Genomic DNA, 24066 nt, shown 5'->3' with positions numbered 1-24066 from the left:
GTGACGAACACGAGGGCATTTAGATGTTCTTTTTTTTGCGCTAAAACTAGTGTGTGTTTAAATATTTGAAATTTGAAAAATTTTTTTTAACGTTTGTCATAGGAGCCTAGTTGATATTTTTAGGATAAAATGATTTTATTTGAATAAAACAACACTTCGGTTTTAAGAATAATAATATTTTTACTTAGTGGGCATGAAGTATATGGGATATGGGGAAATTCTTGATATGAGTGGGATGAGCCTGTTTTTAAAATTGTTAAATTTTAAAATATAGTAAAACTACAGAGAGAAAAAACAAAAAAATACTATATTATTTTCTTTACATAATTTTAATAATGACCTACTATTACATTAGTGAAAATTAATAAAGATACAATAAATAAGTAGTATTTAAAAAAATATCTATATCAGGGGGAGTAGAGTATGCTTAGATATAATGCAAATTCGCGGTTATTTAAATATACGACAGAGGAAAAAAAGCGGTATAAACTTTATAAAAGGAAGAAGATGTGGATCGTAGCTGGGATGTCGATCTTTAGTACTGCCTCACTCGTACAACAAGCTTCCGCTGACGAGACTCCACTAGCAAGTACGACCATTCCAGGTGATGTCAAAGATGATATTTCTCAGCCAGATACAGTGGCAAATGGCAATGAAGTAAGCGAAATAAAAGAAACTGATTCATCTAGTCAGACCGTTGAGTCTACAGTAGCGGAAAAAGACCAAGCTAGTGAAGTAAATGGGGCTATCGCTACTGATGAGACACAAGCGTTACGAGAACAAGTACAAGATACTGAACAAGGTGTAGACGCAAGTAAAGCAGAAGATACACAAGAAGAAGTCACTGAAAAAGAAACTGAAATATCTAATGAGCAAAATGCCTCAAAAAATCAAGGAGAGGATGCAAAGTCTCAGGTAGAGAATGTTGTAGATCAAGCTAGTATCCCTACTGAAAAAGCTGAATCTGTAGAGGAAGCTAAGAATGATAAAGAAGCAGAAGCAAGCTCAAGGATTCAAGTTTCCGAGAATAAAGTTCAAGCTACAGAAAAAGACGACAGTCCCAACGGAAATAATAACGTGATTGAGACAAAAGTGCCTGCTTCAGAAGGAACCGATGAACAAAAACAAGAGGGGGAACCAGCAAAAGTTCAAAGTCAAGTAAGCGCCTTACGAACGGAGGAGCAGCTTGACTCTTTTGAGCTTGCAAAAGAGCTGGCCCCTTTGAAAAGAACAGCCCGTTCGGTATCAACAAACAAACTAGAAACTTCGCTATTAGCAACTACTGCAAGTGCAGAACCTCAAGTAGCAGATACAACAGGGCGAACAGTTGGGATAACTTCTTTAACACAAGGAGACACTACAGGAACTTTGTCTGCTCCTAAAGTATTGGAAGATGGATCTAGGGAGTATACATTTTCTTCAAGTTATTTAAGCCTTGCTGGGAACTTAGGGATGACGATCTCTTATACAGGTAAAAAGGGAGACAAATTTAGCCTAGTTGTCAGGCAAGATGAAGGATTAAGAAGAGACTTAGCATATTACATGAAACCAACTGGATCGCCCCAAAGAGGGTACTATAACGGTGCGCGAACCTTTACTTGGACGATCGATGATGTGCCAGATAATGTTACTGTTAATAGGACCCAAACTATACCGGCTCTTGCATTTTTTGAAGAAGGATCGGGAATGGCGCATTATGCTTATAAACCATATACGGATAATTATACTCCAAATATTCTTCACAGTGGTCAAGGCTATAAATTCAGTTTTTTGATCAATGGTGTGGAAGCACCTACTGACACTACTGTTAAAGTAGTATTGGAAAAATACTTAAGTGTAGATGATTGTTCTGTGATCCCGTATAGCAATGTTAGCACAGAAAATTCTCGTACTACCGATGAGAACTATGTCTATGTCGTTCAAATGCAATATAAGGGAAATCAGGTTGCGACTCAAGGATATCTAAAGTTGAATATTCCTGTCCCAGAACACTTTCTTCTAGACGAACAAGCTACAGGAGATCTTCTTCAGAAAACAAAGCTTAATGATCGATATATTAACGGGCAAATAAAAATATCTCAGCCAAATGGTGAAGGAACAGCAGTAATTGTAGAATCTCAGGATCTTCCATTTAGCTTTGATAAGCAACCTGGTATTTTGAACTATATTAAATTTATTGGGCGCTACACAAGCACACAAACAACAGGGACAAGTGATAAGCCATCAGGGTGGTATGATCTTGGTGACGGGAAAAAACATTACTTTGGAAAAATAAATATTGATACTGGGGAAAGCTTAGCTCCTACACTAGCTCTAAAAGATGGAAAATCATTCAATGAGACAGTGGTATCAAGAGATGATACAAAAATAATAAATGGGAACGTTGTTCCAGTTGCTCATGAAAATTTTTACGTTTCTGTAATGTATAGTAAAGATGACCAAAAGTCAAATACTGTTAGGACGGCTGTGTCAAACTATGATTCTGTTAAATTGCCGAATGTAAAAGTTGTTCCATCTAAAAGTACAGCAAGAAAATTAGTGGCCCTAGAAAATGGATATCCTGCAGCGCCAGTGCTTTATACGGTTGGTGTCATTGGAAATGGTTTGACTAAATTTAAACCTACCTATCATTTTGACTTTCCATCTGAAATTACAACGAATGGGATCGTAATGCCACTAAATAACGTAAGTGGCGATTATTCTGATTTTGGATCATATAATCCAGCACAAACTGGATATACTGTTGTTGTTACTGGAAAAGTTACTGAAGGCGGAGAAGAGGTCACTCATAAAATCACCCAACGCTTACAAGCAGGTGAAAGCTATAATCCAATTACTGGGCTTATAGACCATTTTGGAAAATTTAGTAATGGCGAGAAGTTGCCTGAAGGTGTGAAAATTTCAGGTTATGATGTCACCCCAGATGTTCCTTATTACGCTGATGGTATTCAAGCGTCAAACAACTTTGTTGGGTTAAATGATATTTCAACGGGATATATCAGTGTGTTAGGGTATTTAAATACTAGTGCTCAATATGGGGAAGAGTATGTTTCGAATATAGTCGTTGAAAGTGAACATAAAGAAGTTCCTGTAGAGGTTGCGATCACAAGATTAGAGGAAACAAAGCTTCCGTTTTCTATAAATAACTGGCCACGCTCACAAGGATATGGAAATAATCAACAGGCTCTTAGTGCTGGTGAGGTATATTATATAGCTCTTAAAGTAGATGGAGTTAGCAGTTACTTAATAAACAGAGTGAACCTTGATGCGGGCGGGATCTTGGAAGATAAGGCTAATTCGACACCTACTGATTCAGGTGGAGGACCATTGCCGATAAAACATGGTGTAGTTAAAGATCCGATCGTATATTTTACTGTTCCTGACCAAATGGATATAGTGAGAGATCCTGCGACAGGGACTATTTACACTATTTCTGGTGATGATTTTGAAAGTGTACCGAGTCCGAAAGTATCTAGGAAGTATAATACAAGTGGTCAAAGTGTTGTCGTACTTGATTGGACTGGGACAGGATACGAGATGGAACCACGTACTTCGATATCTTTAGCGTTTAGGGTCCGCAGTGATGCGGTGAATGGATTTGATACTGCTAGGACACTTGAAACGTTATATGCCTATGAAGATAAAGCAAATAATAAAACTTTAGATCTATATACTGCAGCACAACTACAGGCGATGGGAGTCTCAACTGAAGGGTTGCGTGCTTATGCTCCTAATGTCAATAGTGACAGTAATACTAGTTGGGTTCAAGTGGGCGGTGACTTCAGTAATTCGACCATACCTAGTTCGAATAAGGCAAAGATCGAGTTTAATGATGGTACAAGTGTCGATACTATGATGGTAGAGTCTGGGAATAATAATAGCTATTTGCGTATTGTTGCTCCTCTTGAAGTTAAAGCGACTCCTTTGATCAAAGGAACGGTCGATTTTGTTTCATCATCTAATGGTTTGAATTATCCGACTCAAGATCATGTTGATGTTAACGGGGATAAAATCGGTCTTCAAACTCTTCAATTGGGAATGGTCAATAATACGTCTGATCCATTAAAAGGCGTTATTTCAGTTATGAATTTGCCACAAGCTGGAGTAGTTGATGGCAATAATCCTAATGCGACCCAAGATTTTACGCTAAATGTTAGTGGACCAGGGTCATTGGCAATTGATCCAACCAATAACTATGTCAATGACGCACATACAATGTATTATTCGACGCAGTTAGCTACACTGAGTTCAGACGGTACAACGTTAACCTTTGAGGATGGATCGACATGGTCGCGTGGTCAAGCGCTCCCAAGTCAATTAAAGACTGCAGACCAAGTAACTGATTGGTCAACGATCAAATCATTAGTATTATATGTGCCAGCATTGAGTGCAAGTAACAAGATCGTTTATCAATTTAACGCATATTCACCGACAAGTGAGGATAATATGTCGAAGAAGGTTACCTTACGACAAGTCGGAGGGTATGAAAATCAGTTATCTTTAGTTAGGGGGGAAGTTACTGATACTTATGCGACTTATGCGACTTTGAAGATCGTTGATCAAGATGGAAATCAGATCAATGGTTACAAAGATGTACAAGGTAAAGCTGTTTTAGATCCAGATACTGGCGAGTACACCGTTACAAATGGTGATCTCTTTGGTGAAACTGGGAAAGCTTTAGTGCTTGATCCTTCTGAAACTATCACTGGATATAAATTCACGCGAGATACATTCTCGCCAAGTAATCTTTTACAAGCAGATGGTTCTACTGTAGTGACAAGGATCTATCAAGTTGATAAGGCACGTTTGCTTGAAGGATCGCTTAGAGGGACTGAGTTGGCGACTGCGACTGGTGATCCGCAAGCAAATACTGGAAGTAACTTCCAAGAAGATCCTACAGGGGTCAGCGCTATCAGCTTTAGTGTGACAGATGCGCAATTAGCTCGTAAAGGTTATCACTATACGATCACAGTAGTCGATCGTACGGGTAAACTACTGACAGATAAAGATGGACGTAGTGAATATGGTACTTTAGCTGAGGCTTTAGCAGCTCAAGGGACATTTGATAGTACCAGTGATATCTCTGGGGCAACGCAAAACTTTATCGTTAATTATGTTGGTGATTTCCAAAAGGCTGTGATCATCAGCCAAAATGATCCTGTAAATGAGATCCCAGCAACTGTAGCTGAAGCAGAAAATATCAGTCCTTTCTATAATGACGGGGTATCTGGGGGAACGATGTTTTATGGTGCAGATGGAAGGCCTGTTCTTTCAGATGCAACTACGTTAGCAAATGGATCTTTGGCGTTTAGACGTCAAAATTATCGCTATACAGTCACTGCGCCAGACGGAAAAGAATATAGCAGTTTAGATGCGGCTTTGGCAGCTAAATTGACTTTTGATAACACTGAAAATACTGGTAATACTGATACAGATATTCAAGTGTATGAGATCAAATATGTTGAAGATCTCCAAACTTTACGTGTGACTGTTATCGATGATCAAGGCACTAAAACTGATGCGGGATATACACCAGTTACATTAGTAGACAAGCAAGAGCTTGGAAATGGTTTATCAAATTCAGAAGTCAGTGCTTCGACTAAGAGTGATTATGAAAATATTATCGAACGTTATAAAGCTGCTGGGTATGTTGTAGTCAGCCAAGATCCAGTGCCTGATAACTATGATAATGATCCAACAGTCGATCAAACATTAGTGGTCCATTTACGGCATGATACAGAGGATAAGGCAGGATCTTCAGTAACATTAACAGAAAAGATCAATTATTTATATGCTAGTGGGATCCATAAAGGTGACGTTGCAGCGCCAATGTACACTTCACAACCAATAACGTTCACTTCTGTCGATACGATCGATAAAGTAACTAAGGAAGTTATCAATACAGTTTGGAGCAGTCCTCAAACATTTGTTGAAGTTCAAAGTCCGACTGTCTCAGGCTATACACCAGACAAAGCAAAGATCGAAAGTATCAATGTAACACATGAAACGCCAGAAAGTGATCTGAGCTTTACCGTTTACTATGCTCCTGAGCAACAAGTGCTCAATTATCAAGTGATAGATGATACTGAAAACAAAGAGCTTGTTCCAGTAACATTGCTTGGGACAGGTGAATCAGAATCAGATGTTCCGTTAAGTATCTATCAACGCTACCAAAAGATCGCCGATGATTATAAAAAACAGGGATATATTATTGAAAGTATGTCTGAGATCCCAGATAAATATGATTCAGATTCATCTGTAGATCAGTTGGTGGTGATCCACCTTAGCCATGGTCGTTTAGAAGAAAACGGCGAGACGAAGACGATCAAACAAACGATCAGATATGTCTATGGCAATGGACCAAAACAAGGTGAAGAAGCTGCCAGAACGTATGAAAAAGACTACGTCTTCACCTCAAGAAATACGTTAGATGCAGTAACTAAGGCTGTTATCGATACGATTTGGAGTGCTGCTCAAACAACATCAGAAGTGACGAGTCCAACAATTACAGGCTATGTTGCTGATAAGACAAGTGTTGGCAGTCAAAGCTTGACGCATGAATCTACTGACTTAAATGATGTCGTAACGTATACTGCTGGGACTCAAACAGTAAAAGTGCACTATGTGGACGTTTACGGAGTCGAAAAAGGTACAGGTTATACACCGACTTCAGGGACTGAGTTGACAGCTCAACTACAAACATTGACAGGTGAAGCAGACCAAAGTTACACCAATACGTTGTGGAACTACGAACAAGCTGGTTATGAGCTTGCAGAAGCACAGCCAGAAGCAAGCGCTGGGACTTTTGATGCTGATCCAAGTGTCGATCAAAACTACTATGTCTACTTGACACATACGTTAAGAGATGTAGAAGGTACGCCAGTAAACGTCACAAGAGTAGTCAACTACGTTTACAGTAACGGACCAAAAGCGGGACAAAGAGCAGCTGATAGCGTGACTGAGACGAAGACGTTTGTACCAACTTATAAAGTAGATCAAGTTACTAAACAAAATGTTGGTGATCCAGTCTGGAATCCAGCCACAGATACGTTTGTGGCGGTGACAAGCCCAACGATCGCTGGTTATACAGCTGATAAAGCTGTGGTCGAAGCTCAAACAGTCACCTCAGCTAGTCAAAACAGCGAAGTGACAGTTTACTACAGCGCAAATCAACAAGTATTGACTTATACAGTGATCGATGATGGTGATAATGGTAAGATCTTAGAAAACGAAGTGAGATTAGCAGTTGGAGATAGCTCAAGTGTGATCGGCGCAAGTGTTCTGCAAGATTACCAACGGATCATCAATGGTTATGTTGATCAAGGCTATGTTTTAGTGAGTCAAGATAGCTTACCAGCAACATTTGATGACAATGATGATGTTGATCAAAATGTAGTGATCCACTTAAACCATGGTCGTTTAGAAGAAAACGGCGAGACGAAGACGATCAAACAAACGATCAGTTATGTCTATGGCAATGGACCAAAACAAGGTGAAGAAGCTGCTAGAACGTATACAAAAGACTACGTCTTTACTTCAAGAAATACGTTAGATGCAGTAACGAAAGCAGTGCTGACTACTGTTTGGAGCGAGCCACAAACAACACTAGAAGTAACGAGCCCAACAATTGCAGGCTATGTCGCTGATAAGACAAGTGTCGGCAGTCAAAGCTTGACGCATGAGTCGACTGACTTAAATGATGTCGTAACGTATACTGCTGGGACTCAAACAGTAAAAGTGCACTATGTGGACGTTTACGGAGTCGAAAAAGGCACAGGTTACACCCCAACGTCAGGGACTGAGTTGACAGCTCAACTACAAACATTGACAGGTGAAGCAGACCAAAGTTACACCAATACGTTGTGGAACTACGGACAAGCTGGTTATGAGCTTGCAGAAGCACAGCCAGAAGCAAGTGCTGGGACTTTTGATGCTGATCCAAGTGTCGATCAAAACTACTATGTTTACTTGACGCATGCGTTAAGAGACGTAGAAGGCACACCAGTAAACGTCACAAGAGTAGTCAACTACGTTTACAGTAACGGACCAAAAGCAGGTCAAAGAGTAGCTGATAGCGTGACTGAGACGAAGACGTTTGTGCCAACTTATAAAGTAGATCAAGTGACTAAACAAAATGTTGGCAATCCAGTCTGGAATCCAGCCACAGATACGTTTGTAGCAGTGACAAGTCCAACGATCGCTGGTTATACAGCTGATAAAGCTGTGGTCGAAGCCCAAACAGTCACCTCAGCTAGTCAAAATAGCGAAGTGACAGTCTACTACAGCGCAAATGAACAAGTATTGACGTATACAGTAATCGATGATGGTGATAATGGTAGAGTCTTAGAAAACGAAGTGAGATTGGCAGTTGGAGACAGCTCAAGTGTGATCGGCGCAAGTGTTCTCCAAGATTACCAACGGATCATCAATGGTTACGTTGATCAGGGCTATGTGTTAGTGAGTCAAGATAGCTTACCAGCAACATTTGATGACAATGATGATGTTGATCAAAATGTAGTGATCCACTTAAACCATGGTCGTTTAGAAGAAAACGGCGAGACGAAGACGATCAAACAAACGATCAGATATGTCTATGGCAATGGACCAAAACAAGGTGAAGAAGCTGCCAGAACGTATGAAAAAGACTACGTCTTCACCTCAAGAAATACGTTAGATGCAGTAACGAAAGCAGTGCTGACTACTGTTTGGAGCGAGCCACAAACAACACTAGAAGTAACGAGCCCAACAATTGCAGGCTATGTCGCTGACAAGACAAGTGTTGGCAGTCAAAGCTTGACGCATGAATCGACTGACTTAAATGATGTCGTAACGTATACTGCTGGGACTCAAACAGTAAAAGTGCACTATGTGGACGTTTACGGAGTCGAAAAAGGTACAGGTTACACCCCGACCTCAGGGACTGAGTTAACAGCTCAACTACAAACATTGACAGGTGAAGCAGACCAAAGTTACACCAATACGTTGTGGAACTACGGACAAGCTGGTTATGAGCTTGCAGAAGCACAACCAGAAGCAAGTGCTGGGACTTTTGATGCTGATCCAAGCGTCGATCAAAACTACTATGTCTACTTGACGCATACGTTAAGAGATGTAGAAGGCACACCAGTGAATGTCACAAGAGTAGTCAACTACGTTTACAGTAACGGACCAAAAACAGGTCGAAGAGCAGCTGATAGCGTAACTGAGACAAAGACGTTTGTGCCAACCTATAAAGTAGATCAAGTGACTAAACAAAACGTTGGTGATCCGGTCTGGAATCCAGCTACAGATACGTTTGTGGCGGTGACAAGTCCAACGATCGCTGGTTATACAGCTGATAAAGCTGTGGTCGAAGCCCAAACAGTCACCTCAGCTAGTCAAAACAGCGAAGTGACAGTCTACTACAACACAAATCAACAAGTATTGACGTATACAGTGATCGATGATGGTGATAATGGTAGAGTCTTAGAAAACGAAGTGAGATTAGCCGTTGGTGACAGTTCAAGTGTGATCGGCGCAAGTGTTCTCCAAGATTACCAACAGATCATCAAGGGTTACGTTGACAAGGGCTATGTGTTAGTGAGTCAAGATAGATTACCAGCAACATTTGATGACAATGATGATGTTGATCAAAATGTAGTGATCCATTTAAACCATGGTCGTTTAGAAGAAAACGGCGAGACGAAGACGATCAAACAGACGATCAGATATGTCTATGGCAATGGACCAAAACAAGGTGAAGAAGCTGCCAGAACGTATGAAAAAGACTACGTCTTTACTTCAAGAAATACGTTAGATGCAGTAACTAAGGCTGTTCTCGATACGATCTGGAGTGCTACCCAAATAACATCAGAAGTGACGAGTCCGACAGTCGCAGGCTATGTCGCTGATAAGACAAGTGTTGGCAGTCAAAGCTTGACGCATGAATCGACTGACTTAAATGATGTCGTAACGTATACTGCTGGGATTCAAACAGTAAAAGTGCACTATGTGGACGTTTACGGAGTCGAAAAGGGTACAGGTTATACGCCAACGTCAGGGACTGAGTTAACAGCTCAACTACAAACATTGACAGGTGAAGCAGACCAAAGTTACACCAATACGTTGTGGAACTACGGACAAGCTGGTTATGAGCTTGCAGAAGCACAGCCAGAAGCAAGTGCTGGAACTTTTGATACTGATCCAAGTGTCGATCAAAACTACTATGTCTACTTGACACATACGTTAAGAGACGTAGAAGGTACGCCAGTGAACGTCACAAGAGTAGTCAACTACGTTTACAGTAACGGACCAAAAGCAGGTCAAAGAGCAGCTGATAGCGTGACTGAGACGAAGAAGTTTGTGCCAACTTATAAAGTAGATCAAGTGACTAAACAAAATGTTGGTGATCCGATCTGGAATCCAGCCACAGATACGTTTGTGGCGGTGACAAGTCCAACAATCGCCGGTTATACCGCTGATAAAGCTGTGGTCGAAGGCCAAGCCGTCACCTCAGCTAGTCAAAACAGTGAAGTGACAGTCTACTACAGCGCAAATGAACAAGTATTGACGTATACAGTGATCGATGATGGTGATAATGGTAGAGTCTTAGAAAACGAAGTGAGATTAGCAGTTGGAGCCAGCTCAAGTGTGATCGGCGCAAGTGTTCTCCAAGATTACCAACGGATCATCAATGGTTATGTTGATCAGGGCTATGTGTTAGTGAGTCAAGATAACTTACCAGCAACATTTGATGACAATGATGATGTTGATCAAAATGTAGTGATCCATTTAAACCATGGTCGTTTAGAAGAAAATGGCGAGACGAAGACGATCAAACAAACGATCAGATATGTCTATGGCAATGGACCAAAACAAGGTGAAGAAGCTGCCAGAACGTATGAAAAAGACTACGTCTTTACTTCAAGAAATACGTTAGATGCAGTAACGAAAGCAGTGCTGACTACTGTTTGGAGCGACCCACAAACAACACTAGAAGTAACGAGCCCAACAATCGCAGGCTATGTTGCTGATAAGACAAGTGTTGGTAGTCAAAGCTTGACGCATGAATCGACTGACTTAAATGATGTCGTAACGTATACTGCTGGGATTCAAACAGTAAAAGTGCACTATGTGGACGTTTACGGAGTCGAAAAAGGTACAGGTTATACACCGACCTCAGGGACTGAGTTAACAGCTCAACTACAAACATTGACAGGTGAAGCAGACCAAAGTTACACCAATACGTTGTGGAACTACGGACAAGCTGGTTATGAGCTTGCAGAAGCACAACCAGAAGCAAGTGCTGGGACTTTTGATGCTGATCCAAGCGTCGATCAAAACTACTATGTCTACTTGACGCATACGTTAAGAGATGTAGAAGGCACACCAGTGAATGTCACAAGAGTAGTCAACTACGTTTACAGTAACGGACCAAAAACAGGTCGAAGAGCAGCTGATAGCGTAACTGAGACAAAGACGTTTGTGCCAACCTATAAAGTAGATCAAGTGACTAAACAAAACGTTGGTGATCCGGTCTGGAATCCAGCTACAGATACGTTTGTGGCGGTGACAAGTCCAACGATCGCTGGTTATACAGCTGATAAAGCTGTGGTCGAAGCCCAAACAGTCACCTCAGCTAGTCAAAACAGCGAAGTGACAGTCTACTACAACACAAATCAACAAGTATTGACGTATACAGTGATCGATGATGGTGATAATGGTAGAGTCTTAGAAAACGAAGTGAGATTAGCCGTTGGTGACAGTTCAAGTGTGATCGGCGCAAGTGTTCTCCAAGATTACCAACAGATCATCAAGGGTTACGTTGACAAGGGCTATGTGTTAGTGAGTCAAGATAGATTACCAGCAACATTTGATGACAATGATGATGTTGATCAAAATGTAGTGATCCATCTGAAACACGGAGAAAAACCAGTTGGACCAAATGATCCACACGAACCAGAAACTCCAGTGAACCCTAACGATCCAGATCCAAATGGACCAAAATGGCCAGCTAAAGATCAATACCGCAAAGACTACACATCAACGATCACTTATGTTGATGAACAAGGTAACAAAGTTGCCGATGACAATGTGCAAACATCAACATGGACTCGGACATTGATCATTGACACAGTGACAGGAGAAGTCAAGAACCCTAATGAAACGTGGACAGCTGACAAGTCACAATATGATGCAGTCAAATCTCCAGTCGTTGAAGGGTACTATGCTGATAAAGCAGTCGTAAATGCTAAAGACACAGTGCAAGAAAACTTGAGTGAACAAGTCGTTTACCGTCCATTAGGCAAGATCGTTCCGGTAGATCCAGATGGTAATCCGATCCCAGATGTACCAAATCCACAGTATCCAAATGATCCGACTGATCCAAGTAAGACGACCCCAGATCAACCAGTACCAAATATTCCAGGAATGACGCCAGAAGTACCAACGATCACTCCAGAAGATCCAGGGGAAGATACAAAAGTCGTTTACAACTATGATGATCAAAAAGCAACGATCAATTATATCGATGAAACGACAGGACAACAGTTAGGTTCAGATAGTGTTACAGGTAGAAATAACGCCAAGATCGAATATACGACGGTGGGCAAGATCAATGAGTTGACAAATAAAGGGTACGTGTTAGTAAGTGATGGTTTCCCAACAGATGCGACCTTTGATAATGATAAGAATGTCGATCAGATCTTTGAGGTTATCTTAAAACACGGAGAAAAACCAGTTGGACCAAATGATCCACATGAACCAGAAACTCCAGTGAACCCTAACGATCCAGATCCAAATGGACCAAAATGGCCTACAAAGGATCGATACAGTAAGGAATACACCGCTACGATCACATACGTTGATGAACAAGGCAACAAAGTTGCTGATGACAATGTGCAAACATCTACATGGACTCGGACATTGATCATTGACACAGTGACAGGAGAAGTCAAGAACCCTAATGAAACGTGGACAGCTGACAAGTCACAATATAATGCAGTCAAATCTCCAGTTGTTGAAGGGTACTACGCTGATAAAGCAGTCGTAAATGCTAAAGACACAGTGCAAGAAAACTTGACTGAACAAGTCGTTTACCGGCCGCTAGGTAAAGTTATTCCAGTGGATCCAGAAGGAAACCCAATTCCAAACGTACCAAATCCACAATACCCTAACGATCCAAACGATCCAACTAAGGGTGGAACAACGCCAGTACCAGAGATCCCAGGCTACCAACCAGAAGTACCAAGTGTAACACCAGATAAACCAGGTGAAGACACACCAGTGATCTATGTACCAGTTGTAGAAGACAAGTACAGCTTGACAGAGCGCTTTGTCGACGAAGAAGGTACTGAATTATCTGCTTCTGTAACTAAAGGGACGGATTACAAAGAAGGTACAGAATACGACGTCACAGGCGATGCCAAAGTTATCGCTGGCTACTACTTGAAGGCAACTTCAGACAACGCTAAAGGTACATTTGGTAAAGACAACGTCACAGTAACCTTTACGTATGCTAAGTTAGGTAAGATCGTTCCAGTTGATCCAAATGGAAATCCAATTCTAGATGCACCAACGCCACAATATCCAAACGATCCAACTGACCCAAGTAAGACAGTACCAAACCAACCAGTACCAGAGATCCCAGGCTATCGTCCAGAAGTGCCAACTGTGACACCAGATAAACCAGGTGAAGATACACCAGTGATCTATGTGCCAGTTGTAGAAGACAAGTACAGCTTGACAGAACGCTTTGTCGACGAAGAAGGTACTGAATTATCTGCTTCTGTAACTAAAGGAACAGATTATAAAGAAGGTACAGAGTACGACGTCACAGGCGATGCCAAAGTTATCAATGGCTACTACTTGAAGGCAACTTCAGACAACGCTAAAGGCAAATTTGGTAAAGATAATGTCACAGTGACCTTTACGTACGCTAAGTTAGGTAAGATCGTTCCAGTTGATCCAAATGGAAATCCAATTCCAGATGCACCAACACCACAATATCCAAACGATCCAACTGACCCAAGCAAGACTGTGCCAGATCAGCCAGTACCAGAGATCCCAGGTTATCGTCCAGAAGTAACAAGTGTAACACCAGATAAACCAGGTGAAGATACACCAGTGATCTATGTGCCAGTTGTAGAAGACAAGTACAGCTTGACAGAACGCTTCGTTGATGAAGAAGGTAACGAATTATCTGCTTCTGTAACTAAAGGTACAGACTACAAAGAAGGTACAGAGTACGACGTCACAGGCGATGCCAAAGTTATCAATGGATACTACTTGATCAAGACTTCAGACAACGCTAAAGGTACATTTGGTAAAGACAACGTCACAGTGACCTTTACGTACGCTAAGTTAGGTAAGATCATTCCAGTTGATCCAAATGGAAAGCCAATTCCAGATGCCCCAACGCCACAATATCCAAATGATCCAACTGACCCAACGAAGACTGTGCCAGATCAACCAGTACCAGAGATCCCAGGTATGACACCAGAAGTACCAAGCGTGACGCCAGAAGATCCTGGTAAGGATACAAAAGTTGTTTACAACTACGATGATCAAAAAGCAACGATCAATTATATCGATGAAACAACAGGGCAACAACTTGCCTCTGACAGTGTTTCAGGTAAGAGCAACGCTAAGATCGAATACTCAACAGCTACTAAGATCAAAGCGTTGACTGATAAAGGTTACGTGCTTGTAAGTGATGGTTTCCCAGCTGATGCAATGTTTGATAACGATAAAAACATAGATCAAGTCTTTAAAGTTATCTTGAAACATGGAGAAAAACCAGTTGGACCAAACGATCCACATGAACCAAACACACCGATCAACCCTAACGATCCGAATGGACCAAAATGGCCTGCGAAAGATCAATATAGCAAAGACTACACATCAACGATCACTTATGTTGATGAACAAGGTAATAAGGTTGCCGATGACAATGTGCAAACATCTACATGGACCCGGACATTGATCATTGACACAGTGACAGGGGAAGTCAAGAATCCTAATGAAGCTTGGACAGCTGACAAAGCACACTACGAAGCCGTAAGATCACCTATGATCAAGGGATATTACGCAGATAAAGTAGTAGTTAGCGCAAAAGAAACGGTCCAAGAAAACTTGAACGAACAAGTCGTTTATCGCTCAGAGATCCCAACCGTCACACCAAATAGACCAGGTGAAGTTACGCCGAAGAGATATGTGCCAGCTACACCAGGCACACCAACAACGACGCCAGTTAATAACGTGTATACGCCAGTTAAAGAAGCCCCAGAAACCCCAGTGATTTCTGAAGCAACTGAAACTAAAGCGGCGGAGTTACCACAAACAGGTGATACAAAAGATAAAGAAACGTTATTGCTCGGACTAGGTTTATTAAGTGGTGCTGCTTTGATAGGAACGGCAGAACTAGGTCAAAGAAGAAAAAAAAGAAAATAGCAAAAAAGTTAGGCTGAACGGTGGAATAAAACCGTTGAAAATACTAGGTTTTTGTGCAAAATCAAATAATTGACGTATCTTTGCATGCAACTGATTATGCTATTCATAAAAGCACTTCCTACAAAAATGTAGGAAGTGCTTTTTTACGCAAATAAATGAGAGAATATGTCTTTTTGGGTCAATAAAAAAATGGGGCTGGGAAAAAACTACTAGCCTGAACTAAAAATACCTGATCAAATCTCGTTTTTGAGAAATTTGATCAGGTATTTTTCTTTTATGCTTGTTTTCGGATCGTTTTTTCAAAAATCCTCCCCCTATTTCTTTGAATAGGTGCCATAATTTTGATATATTGATCGTCAAAAGTATCAGTCCGATCTCATTTCGAACTGCTTTCTCTCCTCTAACATGTACTCGGCGTACGCCAAAATTACCCTTCATATCTCCGAAAATGGTTTCAACATCTGTACGTCTTCTCGCGTAGATCTTTGAACCCTTTTCACTTGAAAGGTCTTCTGCGGCACTATTTTTAAAAAATTCCCAGTTATAATTTATGGCTTTAGTTCGCTGATAGCCCTTAGGTGTCTTAGCTAAGTTTTCAAGTTCTTTAGTGGCCTGGAAAACATCAGCTACGTAAACTTTAAAGTTTCTTTTGAATCCATATTTGTCCACACTTGAACTGTATCTTTGAAACTTAAATACTACACCGTCAGGATCTGTATAATAATCATCTTCTGCATGATATGTCCAATTTTTGATATTGCGTGGATCTTTTTTGTATTTGCGACTCTGTTCTTTTTGATACATTGGATAGGGCATCAAGGGAATTTTTTCAAACATATCAGTAACAGCCTGATAGTTAGCTTCATTCCCATATCCAGCGTCCGCCACTATATATTTGAATAGTTCTAAGTTAGTAAAAGATTTTAAAAATGGCACTAATGTCCGTGTGTCCGTTGGGTTAGGAAATATATCATAATGTAGGACAAAGCGACCGCTAGTCGCGATCTGTAAATTGTAAGCAGGCTTTAGTTGCCCATTTTTCATATGATCTTCCTTTAAACGCATAAAAGTAGCGTCATTATCTGTTTTTGAGAAGCTATTTCGTCCCTGAAAGATCTTCCTATTACGTTCGTATCTTTCTTTTCTTGGCAGAAGATCAGTTTGGAGTTTGCGTTTGATGCTTTTTAGTCTTCGACGAGCTCGCTTATTTTTTGAACCACCTTTTATGACTTTAGGTTCAGTAGCGATATCTTCTTCAATCGCATCTAATTTAAGATCGGTCCCCTTAATAAGCTCCTTTATCGCATCACTGGACCCCAGCATATCTTTTGAAATAGCGATATCAACTTGGTGTTGGATCAGCTCGTCATAGGTCTTAGCTACTCTTTCATCAAGCGACTTTTCAAACTTATCAGAAGCATTTTTCCAGGTAAAACTATAGCGATTAGCATCAGCTTCTAATTTAGTACCATCAATAAATAAAGCTTCATCGGCATCTAACATACCATTTTTAGATAGAAGCAAGGTAAACAGCACAAAGGCTTTTTCGATGATTTCTTTAGCATGATCACTTGACCGGAAGTTATTGATAGTCTTATAACTAACAGAAGTATTTCCGCTTAACCACATCATTGGAAGATAGTATTGATTCAATTTAGCGATCTTTCTACCAGAAAAGACGGATTCATGGTAAGCAAATAAAGTCATTTTTAAAAGCATAGCTGGATGAAAAGCTGGACGACCGGTATGTGAAGTGTCCTCTAAAAGAATATCTTGGGGGATCGAATCAACAAAATGACTGATCAAAACAGCAATATGATCAGCAGGTAATTTCATTGAATAAGTGATATCCAATTCTAATTCAGATGTGTTATAATTTTTATACATGGTAGGTCTCTCCTTTATTATTTTTGGACAACTTAATATTAGCAAGAGATCGATCATATGAAAAGGCTCACGTTGAAAAAATTCGACGTGAGCCTCTTTCTTTATTAGAACTGAGTTTTTTCCCAGCCCCGTTTTTTTAGTCTAGTTTGTGAAGTTCTTGCCGATAATAGTTGAGCGAAGTCCCATCTAAACGGAGACGCTCACAAAGCTCTTGGTCGGTCGCATTTTGATTAGTTTTGATATAATTGAAGATCGCTGCTTGATAGAGTTTTCGAGGAGCTAATGGTAGATGGCAAACTTCTTGATCAGCTTTTAAATATTTATGTAAAGCAGGCAAAGTCAGCTGTGGTTCAGCTAAATTAAAGCGTTGCTTCAAGAAAAGATCATCACTTTGTTGACGAAGCTGGCGTGGAGCAATATAGGAGCGGAAATTTTCTAAGAATTTCTCTTCTTCCGGTGTGAATTTTTCAGTCTGTAAAATTTGATAAAAACCAGGTCGCAAGATCTCGTTGATCGGATAATAGTGTGCCAGTAGTAATAACATCAGTCGAGTGTAATAAGAAAGCTGGTCATTTTCTAAAAGTAAGTGAAGATCTGTTTGCCAAGTCAAAGGAACTGGTGAATTTTGAGGGCGTTTAAGGCCTTTTAAGGCTAAAGTTGGCATACTTTTTGAAAGCTTTTCACTGAATAAAAATGAAAAATAGACATTCAGATGCGTCAAAACCTTATTGTATGTTGTTGGTTTGATCTCCCGCTTTGTTTGAAGCATATTCAAGTAATCACGGATATCGCTTTCTTCTAATTTTGAAAGGTCGGGATCTTTTTGATATAAGGAATTGAAATGACGAAGGTAGTTAAAAAGGTCAGCTACATCACGACAAATATCGTCTTGAGTATTACGTTCTAAAATACGTTTTGTTGCTAAATAATGGCGGAATCTTTTTTCGTAAGGAAAAGACATTTAAAACACCTGCCTAATAATAAATTGTTATTTTAACTTTAACATGAATGTCTTTATTTGTCCATTCATTAATAAAAAGTTACTTTAACTAAATAGTTAATAAAAAACAGCGCCAAAACCAGGCGCTGTTAACAAAAAATTTAGATCTGCTATGCTATGATAAAAGTGACTTTAAAAAAATTAAGAGGAAGGTGATCTTATGCGCGATGAAAAAATACGTGGGTTAGATCTCATTATGATCGCTCTAGGCTGTTGTTTATATGGATTAGGACTAGTTTCGATCAATATCAAAAATAATTTGGCTGAAGGAGGAGTGACTGGACTGACTTTGATCATTCGTTATTGGTTACACATCGATCCGGCAATCTCAACGATAATGATCAATATTCCGCTGATCATTATCGGTTACCGCTTTTTAGGAAAAAAAGCACTGCTCTATACGATCTATGGGACCTTAGCTTTATCTTTTTGGATCTGGTTTTGGCAACGCTATTATTTAACGATCAATGTTCATAAAGATCTATTTATTGCAGGAGTTTTAGCCGGGATCTTTGGTGGCGCTGGTTCAGGGATCGTTTACCGTTTTGGTGGAACTACTGGGGGGACCGACGTTGTTGCGCGGATCCTTGAAAAAGAACGGGGGATCGCGATGGGAAAAACCTTGTTAGCCCTTGATGCGATCGTCTTGACCCTCTCTTTAAGTTACATAGATATTCGCCAAATGATGTATACCTTACTAGCATCTTATATTTTTTCTCAACTAGTTAATTTTATTCAAGGTGGTGCTTATGCTGCTCGTGGAGTTGTTATTATTTCTCTTTATTCCGAAGAAATAGCAAAAGAGATCATCGCAGAACTTGATCGGGGAGTCAGTTATTTAAAGGGCCAAGGTGCTTTTTCAAATAAAGATTTTAAAGCGATCTATTGCGTTGTTAGTCCAAGTGAACTAACTTTTGTCAAAAGGATCGCTGAAAAGCATGACCCTGCGGCCTTTATTTCGATCTTAGAAGTAACTGAGGTGGTAGGTGAAGGCTTTACCTATGGGAAAAAGTAAGCTTGTATCTCTCTTTGCAGACAGCGTATAATGACAATTGAACATTTATTATTGAGAAGGGATTTTGAGCAAAAAATGCAAATCAAAAAACTTCCAGTTGAATTTGAAGAAGCCCTCCCGATCTTAAAACAGATCCGGCAAGCTGGCTTTGAAGCTTATTTTGTCGGTGGATGTGTTCGCGATACACTGTTAGGTCTGCCGATCCATGATATCGATATTGCCACAAGCGCATATCCAGAAGAGATCAAGCAGATCTTCAGCAAAACAGTTGATACTGGGATCGAACATGGGACAGTTATGGTCTTGGATCATGGTATTGGTTATGAGATCACAACTTTTCGAACTGAGAGTGGATATCAAGATTTCAGACGCCCAGATAAAGTCGAATTTGTACGCTCATTAGCAGAAGATCTCAAACGGCGTGATCTGACGATCAATGCACTTGCATTAGCGCCAGATGGTCAGATCATCGATCTGTTTGGTGGCTTAGAAGATCTCAAAGCTAAAAGGATCAAAGCTGTCGGTGATGCAAAAGAACGTTTTTTTGAAGATGCTTTGCGTATGATGCGTGCTGTTCGCTTTGCAAGCCAATTAGATTTTTCGATCGAAGTAAATACATTGCAAGCGATCCAACAAAATGCGCATCTTTTGGAAAAGATCGCGGTTGAACGGATCCATGTTGAATGGATCAAGCTTTTATTAGGGAAGCAGCCCAAATGTGGCTTAGAAGCTTTTGTCACAACACGTTTATTTGAATACTGTCCAGGTTTTGCCCCACATGCCCAAGCTTTGGCAGACTTGAGCAAACTTGAACTCGAGCTGACGACAGAGGCTCAATGTTGGGGGCTTTTAGGTTATAGTTTCAAATTAAATGAAAAACAACTCAGAAAATTACTAAAAGCTTGGAAAACTTCAAATGAGATCATTGCTCAAGCACAACATATCTTAAATTTACTCCAGATCTATTCAACTGGCAAAAAAGATATTTGGGCTTGTTATCAAGCTAAAAGTGAAGCAGTTAGTGCTGTAGCCCAGCTTGCTACTTTACTGGCTTTTCCTGCTTTTGATGCAGCCGATTTTATGCAAGCTTATGCGCAACTTGCGATCAAAGATAAGAGTCAATTAGCTGTCAACGGTAAACTCTTGATCAAAGAAGCCAAGCTGACTCCTGGACCTCTTTTAGGCAAGATCTTAAACATCCTTGAGCGCGAAGTTGTCTTAGGTGAGATATCCAATCAAAAAGAGGCGTTACTTACACGTGCTAAAAATCTGAGGTAGAGGATAATTAAATGCAAACACTTAGAATTGAAGAACTGACAAAAACTTACGGTGATAAGACTTTATTTAAAGATGCAAGTTTTATCATCAACGAACACGATCGGATCGGTCTGATCGGTACAAATGGGTCGGGGAAAACAACGTTACTAAACACGATCAGTGGTCTTGAAGGGGCTGATTCAGGAAGGTTAGTCGCACCTAACAACTACCGGATCGGTTATTTAAAACAACAACCCCAACTTGATCCTGAAAAAACGATCATTGACGCCGTTTTTGATGGGGCAGCTCCTGTTTTTCAAACGATCAAGCAATATGAAGAAGCATTGGCTGCTTATAGTCAAGCACCGGAAGACCCAAAACTACAAGATCGTTATGTCAAAGCAGAAAATAAGATGGAACAAGCTAATGCTTGGAGTGCTGAAAGTGATGTCAAAACGATCTTGACACAGTTGCATATCAGTGATTGGTCGCAAAAGATCAAGACTTTATCGGGAGGCCAAGTCAAACGGGTCGGATTAGCTCAAGTCTTGATCCAGGCGCCTGATCTTTTGATCCTAGATGAACCGACAAACCACCTTGATTTTGATTCGATCGCATGGCTCGAAAAATATTTAGCTACGTATAAAGGGGCATTATTAGTTGTCACACATGATCGTTATTTCTTAGATATGATCGCTAATCAGATCATTGAACTTTCCTTTGGAAAACTTTACTTTTATACGGGAAACTATCAAGATTTTGTCACGCAAAAAGCCAAACGTGTTGAACGAGAATTGACCGCGGAACATAAGCAACAACAGTTATATAAAAAAGAGCTTGCTTGGATGCGAACAGGTGCTAAAGCGCGGACTACAAAACAACAAGCGCGGATCAATAGTTTTAATGAGTTGAAAGACAACCTAAATAAAGTTCAAGTTGATGGTAAGGTCGATATCAATTTAGAACAACAACGCCTTGGAAAAAAAGTTCTTGAATTACGCAAGGGCACTTTAACCTTGGCTGATCACCAGATCATCAAAGATCTTGACCTTTTGATCCAAGCGGGAAAAAGGATCGGGATCACAGGTGTTAATGGCGCTGGAAAATCTAGTTTTTTAAATGTCTTAGCTGGTAAACTTGCACTTGATGAAGGCGAGTTGATCGTTGGTGAAACAGTCAAACTTGCTTACTATCAGCAACAAATGGAACCTATTCCTGAAGATAAGCGCGTTATCAATTATTTAAATGAAGTTGGGCAAAGTATCGTTGATAAAAATGGCGAACACATCAGCACAACACAACTCTTAGAGCAGTTTCTCTTCCCCCGCTTTATGCATGGGACGTTGATCAAAAAACTTTCTGGTGGTGAAAAAAGACGGCTTTATCTTTTAAAACTCTTAATGACAAAGCCAAACGTTTTATTATTAGATGAACCGACAAATGATCTTGACATCGGAACTTTGACTGTCTTAGAAGATTATTTAGATAAATTCAACGGAACTGTGATCACTGTGTCACATGACCGTTATTTCTTAGATAAAGTAGCCGATGACCTCTTGATCTTTGAAGGTAACGCTAAGATCGCACGTTATAGTGGACGCTTTACTGATCATCTCAAAAAAGAAGCGACACAAGCTGAAGTGTCTGTAAAAACAAAACGTAAAAAAGCTAATACTAAAGAAGCTACTTCAGTCAAACCAAAAGAAAAAGTCAAGTTGACTTATGCCGAACAACTCGAGTTCAATAAACTTGAACAAGAGATCGAAAAGATCGATCTTCAGATCGAAGAATTACAAGAGCAGATGGCCCAAAGTGATGGTTCGGATTACGGGAAATTAGGTGAGCTCCAACAAAAGATCGATGCCTTGACGGCAGAAAATGAACAAAAAATGCTCCGTTGGGAAGAGCTTGGGCAATATGTTTAAACTATGATATGATATGTGAAATACGATTAGGAGGATCAAGATGCCAGAATTAGAAGCACCTTACTTACAACTCTTGCACGATGTTTTAGCTAAAGGTCATCAAAAAACCGATCGTACTAAGACTGGAACGATCAGTTTATTTGGCTACCAGATGCGATTTGACCTGAGCCAAGGGTTTCCACTTCTTACAACTAAACGAGTTCCATTTGGTCTGATCAAAAGTGAGTTACTTTGGTTTCTACGTGGAGATACGAATATCCAATATTTATTAAAGCATAATAACCATATTTGGGATGAATGGGCCTTTAAAAATTGGATCGAAAGTCCAGAATATGTTGGGCCAGATATGACTGATTTTGGGCTTCGTGCTCCAAAAGATCCGCAATTCAATGAACTTTATCAAACGCAAAAGCAATTTTTTTGTGAAAAGATCGTAAATGATGATGTTTTTGCTGCTAAATATGGTAATTTAGGTGATGTTTATGGTGCTCAATGGCGTCACTGGAAAACAAGCCAAGGTGAGACGATCGACCAGATCAAAGATGTGATCGAAGCGATCAAAAAGACACCGGATTCTCGGAGACTGATCGTATCTGCTTGGAACCCAGAAGATGTGCCACAAAGTGCACTTCCACCGTGCCACACACTATTTCAGTTTTATGTAAATGATGGTAAATTGAGTTGTCAGCTTTATCAACGAAGTGGTGATGCCTTTTTAGGGGTTCCTTTCAATATTGCTAGTTATGCCTTATTGACGCATTTGATCGCACGTGAGACGAGCTTAGAAGTTGGTGAATTTATCCATACTCTTGGTGATGCCCATATTTATAGCAATCATCTAGAACAAGTAGCTAAACAACTTGAGCGTACGCCTCGAAAAGCGCCGATTCTTTGGCTCGATCCAACTAAAAAAGCTGTCATGGATTTTGAAAGTGAAGATATCAAAATTTTAGACTATGATCCGCATGAGCCGATCAAAGCGCCAGTCGCAGTGTAAGGAAGTGATAATATGATCGCATTTATTTGGGCACAAGATCAAAAAAGACAGATCGGTCATCAAGGGCGTTTGCCCTGGCATTTACCGGCTGATCTAGCTTATTTTAAGGAAAAAACAAGTGGGCACCCGATGGTCATGGGGCGTAAAACGTTTGCCAGTTTTCCAGGCTTTTTACCTGGACGAGAGCATATCGTTTTGACTAGAGATAAAGACTTTAGAGCTAAGTATCCAGCTGATGCACCCTTAACAGTCTATCATTCATTACCTGAACTACGAGAATGGTTATTAGCGCGATCAGAGCTTGTTTTTGTGATAGGTGGGGCTTCATTATTTGAAAGCTTAAAAGATGATGTTTCTCGCTTGTATTTGACAGAGATCGAAGAAACGTTTGAAGGTGATACCGTCATGCCAAAACTCGATCTTACAAAATTTACATTATTAGAAAAAAAGGTCGGGCAGATCGATGCTAAAAATCGGTATCCGCATACGTTTTATGTTTACGAGCGAAAATAAGAGTATAAAAAGTGCTTCATCCCGGTATTTAGAGATGAAGCAC

General features: G+C 40.2%; 8 protein-coding genes. 6 read left to right on the top strand and 2 right to left on the bottom strand.

Annotated features, from left to right (window positions below; all coding sequences use genetic code 11):
• Window positions 1–423 precede the first annotated feature (423 nt).
• Entirely contained in the window at window positions 424–15429 is a 15006-nt protein-coding gene (locus tag QFX10_RS09100) for a mucin-binding protein (protein ID WP_280605915.1), read from the top strand.
• Window positions 15430–15648: 219 nt separating this feature from the next.
• Here QFX10_RS09100 and QFX10_RS09095 read toward each other — a convergent pair whose 3' ends face one another.
• Together QFX10_RS09095 and QFX10_RS09090 are read right to left on the bottom strand one after the other, a co-directional pair.
• Window positions 15649–17316, bottom strand: coding sequence for an IS1182 family transposase (locus tag QFX10_RS09095; protein WP_280605405.1), 1668 nt, complete (start codon window positions 17314–17316; stop codon window positions 15649–15651).
• A 136-nt stretch (window positions 17317–17452) separates the two neighbouring features.
• Window positions 17453–18277: a site-specific integrase gene (locus tag QFX10_RS09090; protein ID WP_280605914.1), complete on the bottom strand. Its 825-nt coding sequence runs from the start codon at window positions 18275–18277 to the stop codon at window positions 17453–17455.
• Window positions 18278–18476: 199 nt separating this feature from the next.
• On the opposite strand from QFX10_RS09090, the gene QFX10_RS09085 reads away from it, so the two are divergent.
• The 5 genes from QFX10_RS09085 to QFX10_RS09065 all read left to right on the top strand — a co-directional run bounded on the left by QFX10_RS09085 (window position 18477) and on the right by QFX10_RS09065 (window position 24023).
• Entirely contained in the window at window positions 18477–19331 is an 855-nt protein-coding gene (locus tag QFX10_RS09085; RefSeq protein ID WP_280605913.1) for a YitT family protein, read from the top strand.
• Window positions 19332–19406: 75 nt separating this feature from the next.
• The gene (locus QFX10_RS09080; protein ID WP_280605912.1) at window positions 19407–20609 is read left to right on the top strand and encodes a CCA tRNA nucleotidyltransferase; all 1203 of its coding nucleotides are present in this window, start codon (window positions 19407–19409) and stop codon (window positions 20607–20609) included.
• 11 nt (window positions 20610–20620) lie between these two features.
• Window positions 20621–22513, top strand: a complete 1893-nt coding sequence (locus QFX10_RS09075) for an ABC-F family ATP-binding cassette domain-containing protein (RefSeq protein WP_280605911.1) — start codon at window positions 20621–20623, stop codon at window positions 22511–22513.
• A 40-nt stretch (window positions 22514–22553) separates the two neighbouring features.
• Window positions 22554–23510 carry a thymidylate synthase gene (locus tag QFX10_RS09070; RefSeq protein ID WP_280605910.1) on the top strand — a complete coding sequence of 319 codons (957 nt, stop codon included), beginning with the start codon at window positions 22554–22556 and terminating at the stop codon, window positions 23508–23510.
• A gap of 12 nt (window positions 23511–23522) precedes the next feature.
• A complete protein-coding gene (locus tag QFX10_RS09065) occupies window positions 23523–24023 on the top strand; it encodes a dihydrofolate reductase (RefSeq protein ID WP_280605909.1) in 501 nt (166 codons plus the stop codon).
• The last annotated feature ends 43 nt before the right edge of the window (window positions 24024–24066 follow it).

This window comes from Ligilactobacillus faecis, assembly GCF_029889745.1.
Lineage (GTDB): Bacteria > Bacillota > Bacilli > Lactobacillales > Lactobacillaceae > Ligilactobacillus > Ligilactobacillus faecis.
The sequence above is the reverse complement of the archived record's forward strand: the minus strand, read 5'-3'. Positions and strand labels throughout refer to the sequence as shown.

What these genes read in the sequence shown, in the direction of transcription:
- QFX10_RS09100 (WP_280605915.1), top strand. Translation starts at nt 424, where the DNA reads ATGCTTAGATATAATGCAAATTCGCGGTTATTTAAATATACGACAGAG.
- QFX10_RS09095 (WP_280605405.1), bottom strand. Translation starts at nt 17,316, where the DNA reads ATGTATAAAAATTATAACACATCTGAATTAGAATTGGATATCACTTAT.
- QFX10_RS09090 (WP_280605914.1), bottom strand. Translation starts at nt 18,277, where the DNA reads ATGTCTTTTCCTTACGAAAAAAGATTCCGCCATTATTTAGCAACAAAA.
- QFX10_RS09085 (WP_280605913.1), top strand. Translation starts at nt 18,477, where the DNA reads ATGCGCGATGAAAAAATACGTGGGTTAGATCTCATTATGATCGCTCTA.
- QFX10_RS09080 (WP_280605912.1), top strand. Translation starts at nt 19,407, where the DNA reads ATGCAAATCAAAAAACTTCCAGTTGAATTTGAAGAAGCCCTCCCGATC.
- QFX10_RS09075 (WP_280605911.1), top strand. Translation starts at nt 20,621, where the DNA reads ATGCAAACACTTAGAATTGAAGAACTGACAAAAACTTACGGTGATAAG.
- QFX10_RS09070 (WP_280605910.1), top strand. Translation starts at nt 22,554, where the DNA reads ATGCCAGAATTAGAAGCACCTTACTTACAACTCTTGCACGATGTTTTA.
- QFX10_RS09065 (WP_280605909.1), top strand. Translation starts at nt 23,523, where the DNA reads ATGATCGCATTTATTTGGGCACAAGATCAAAAAAGACAGATCGGTCAT.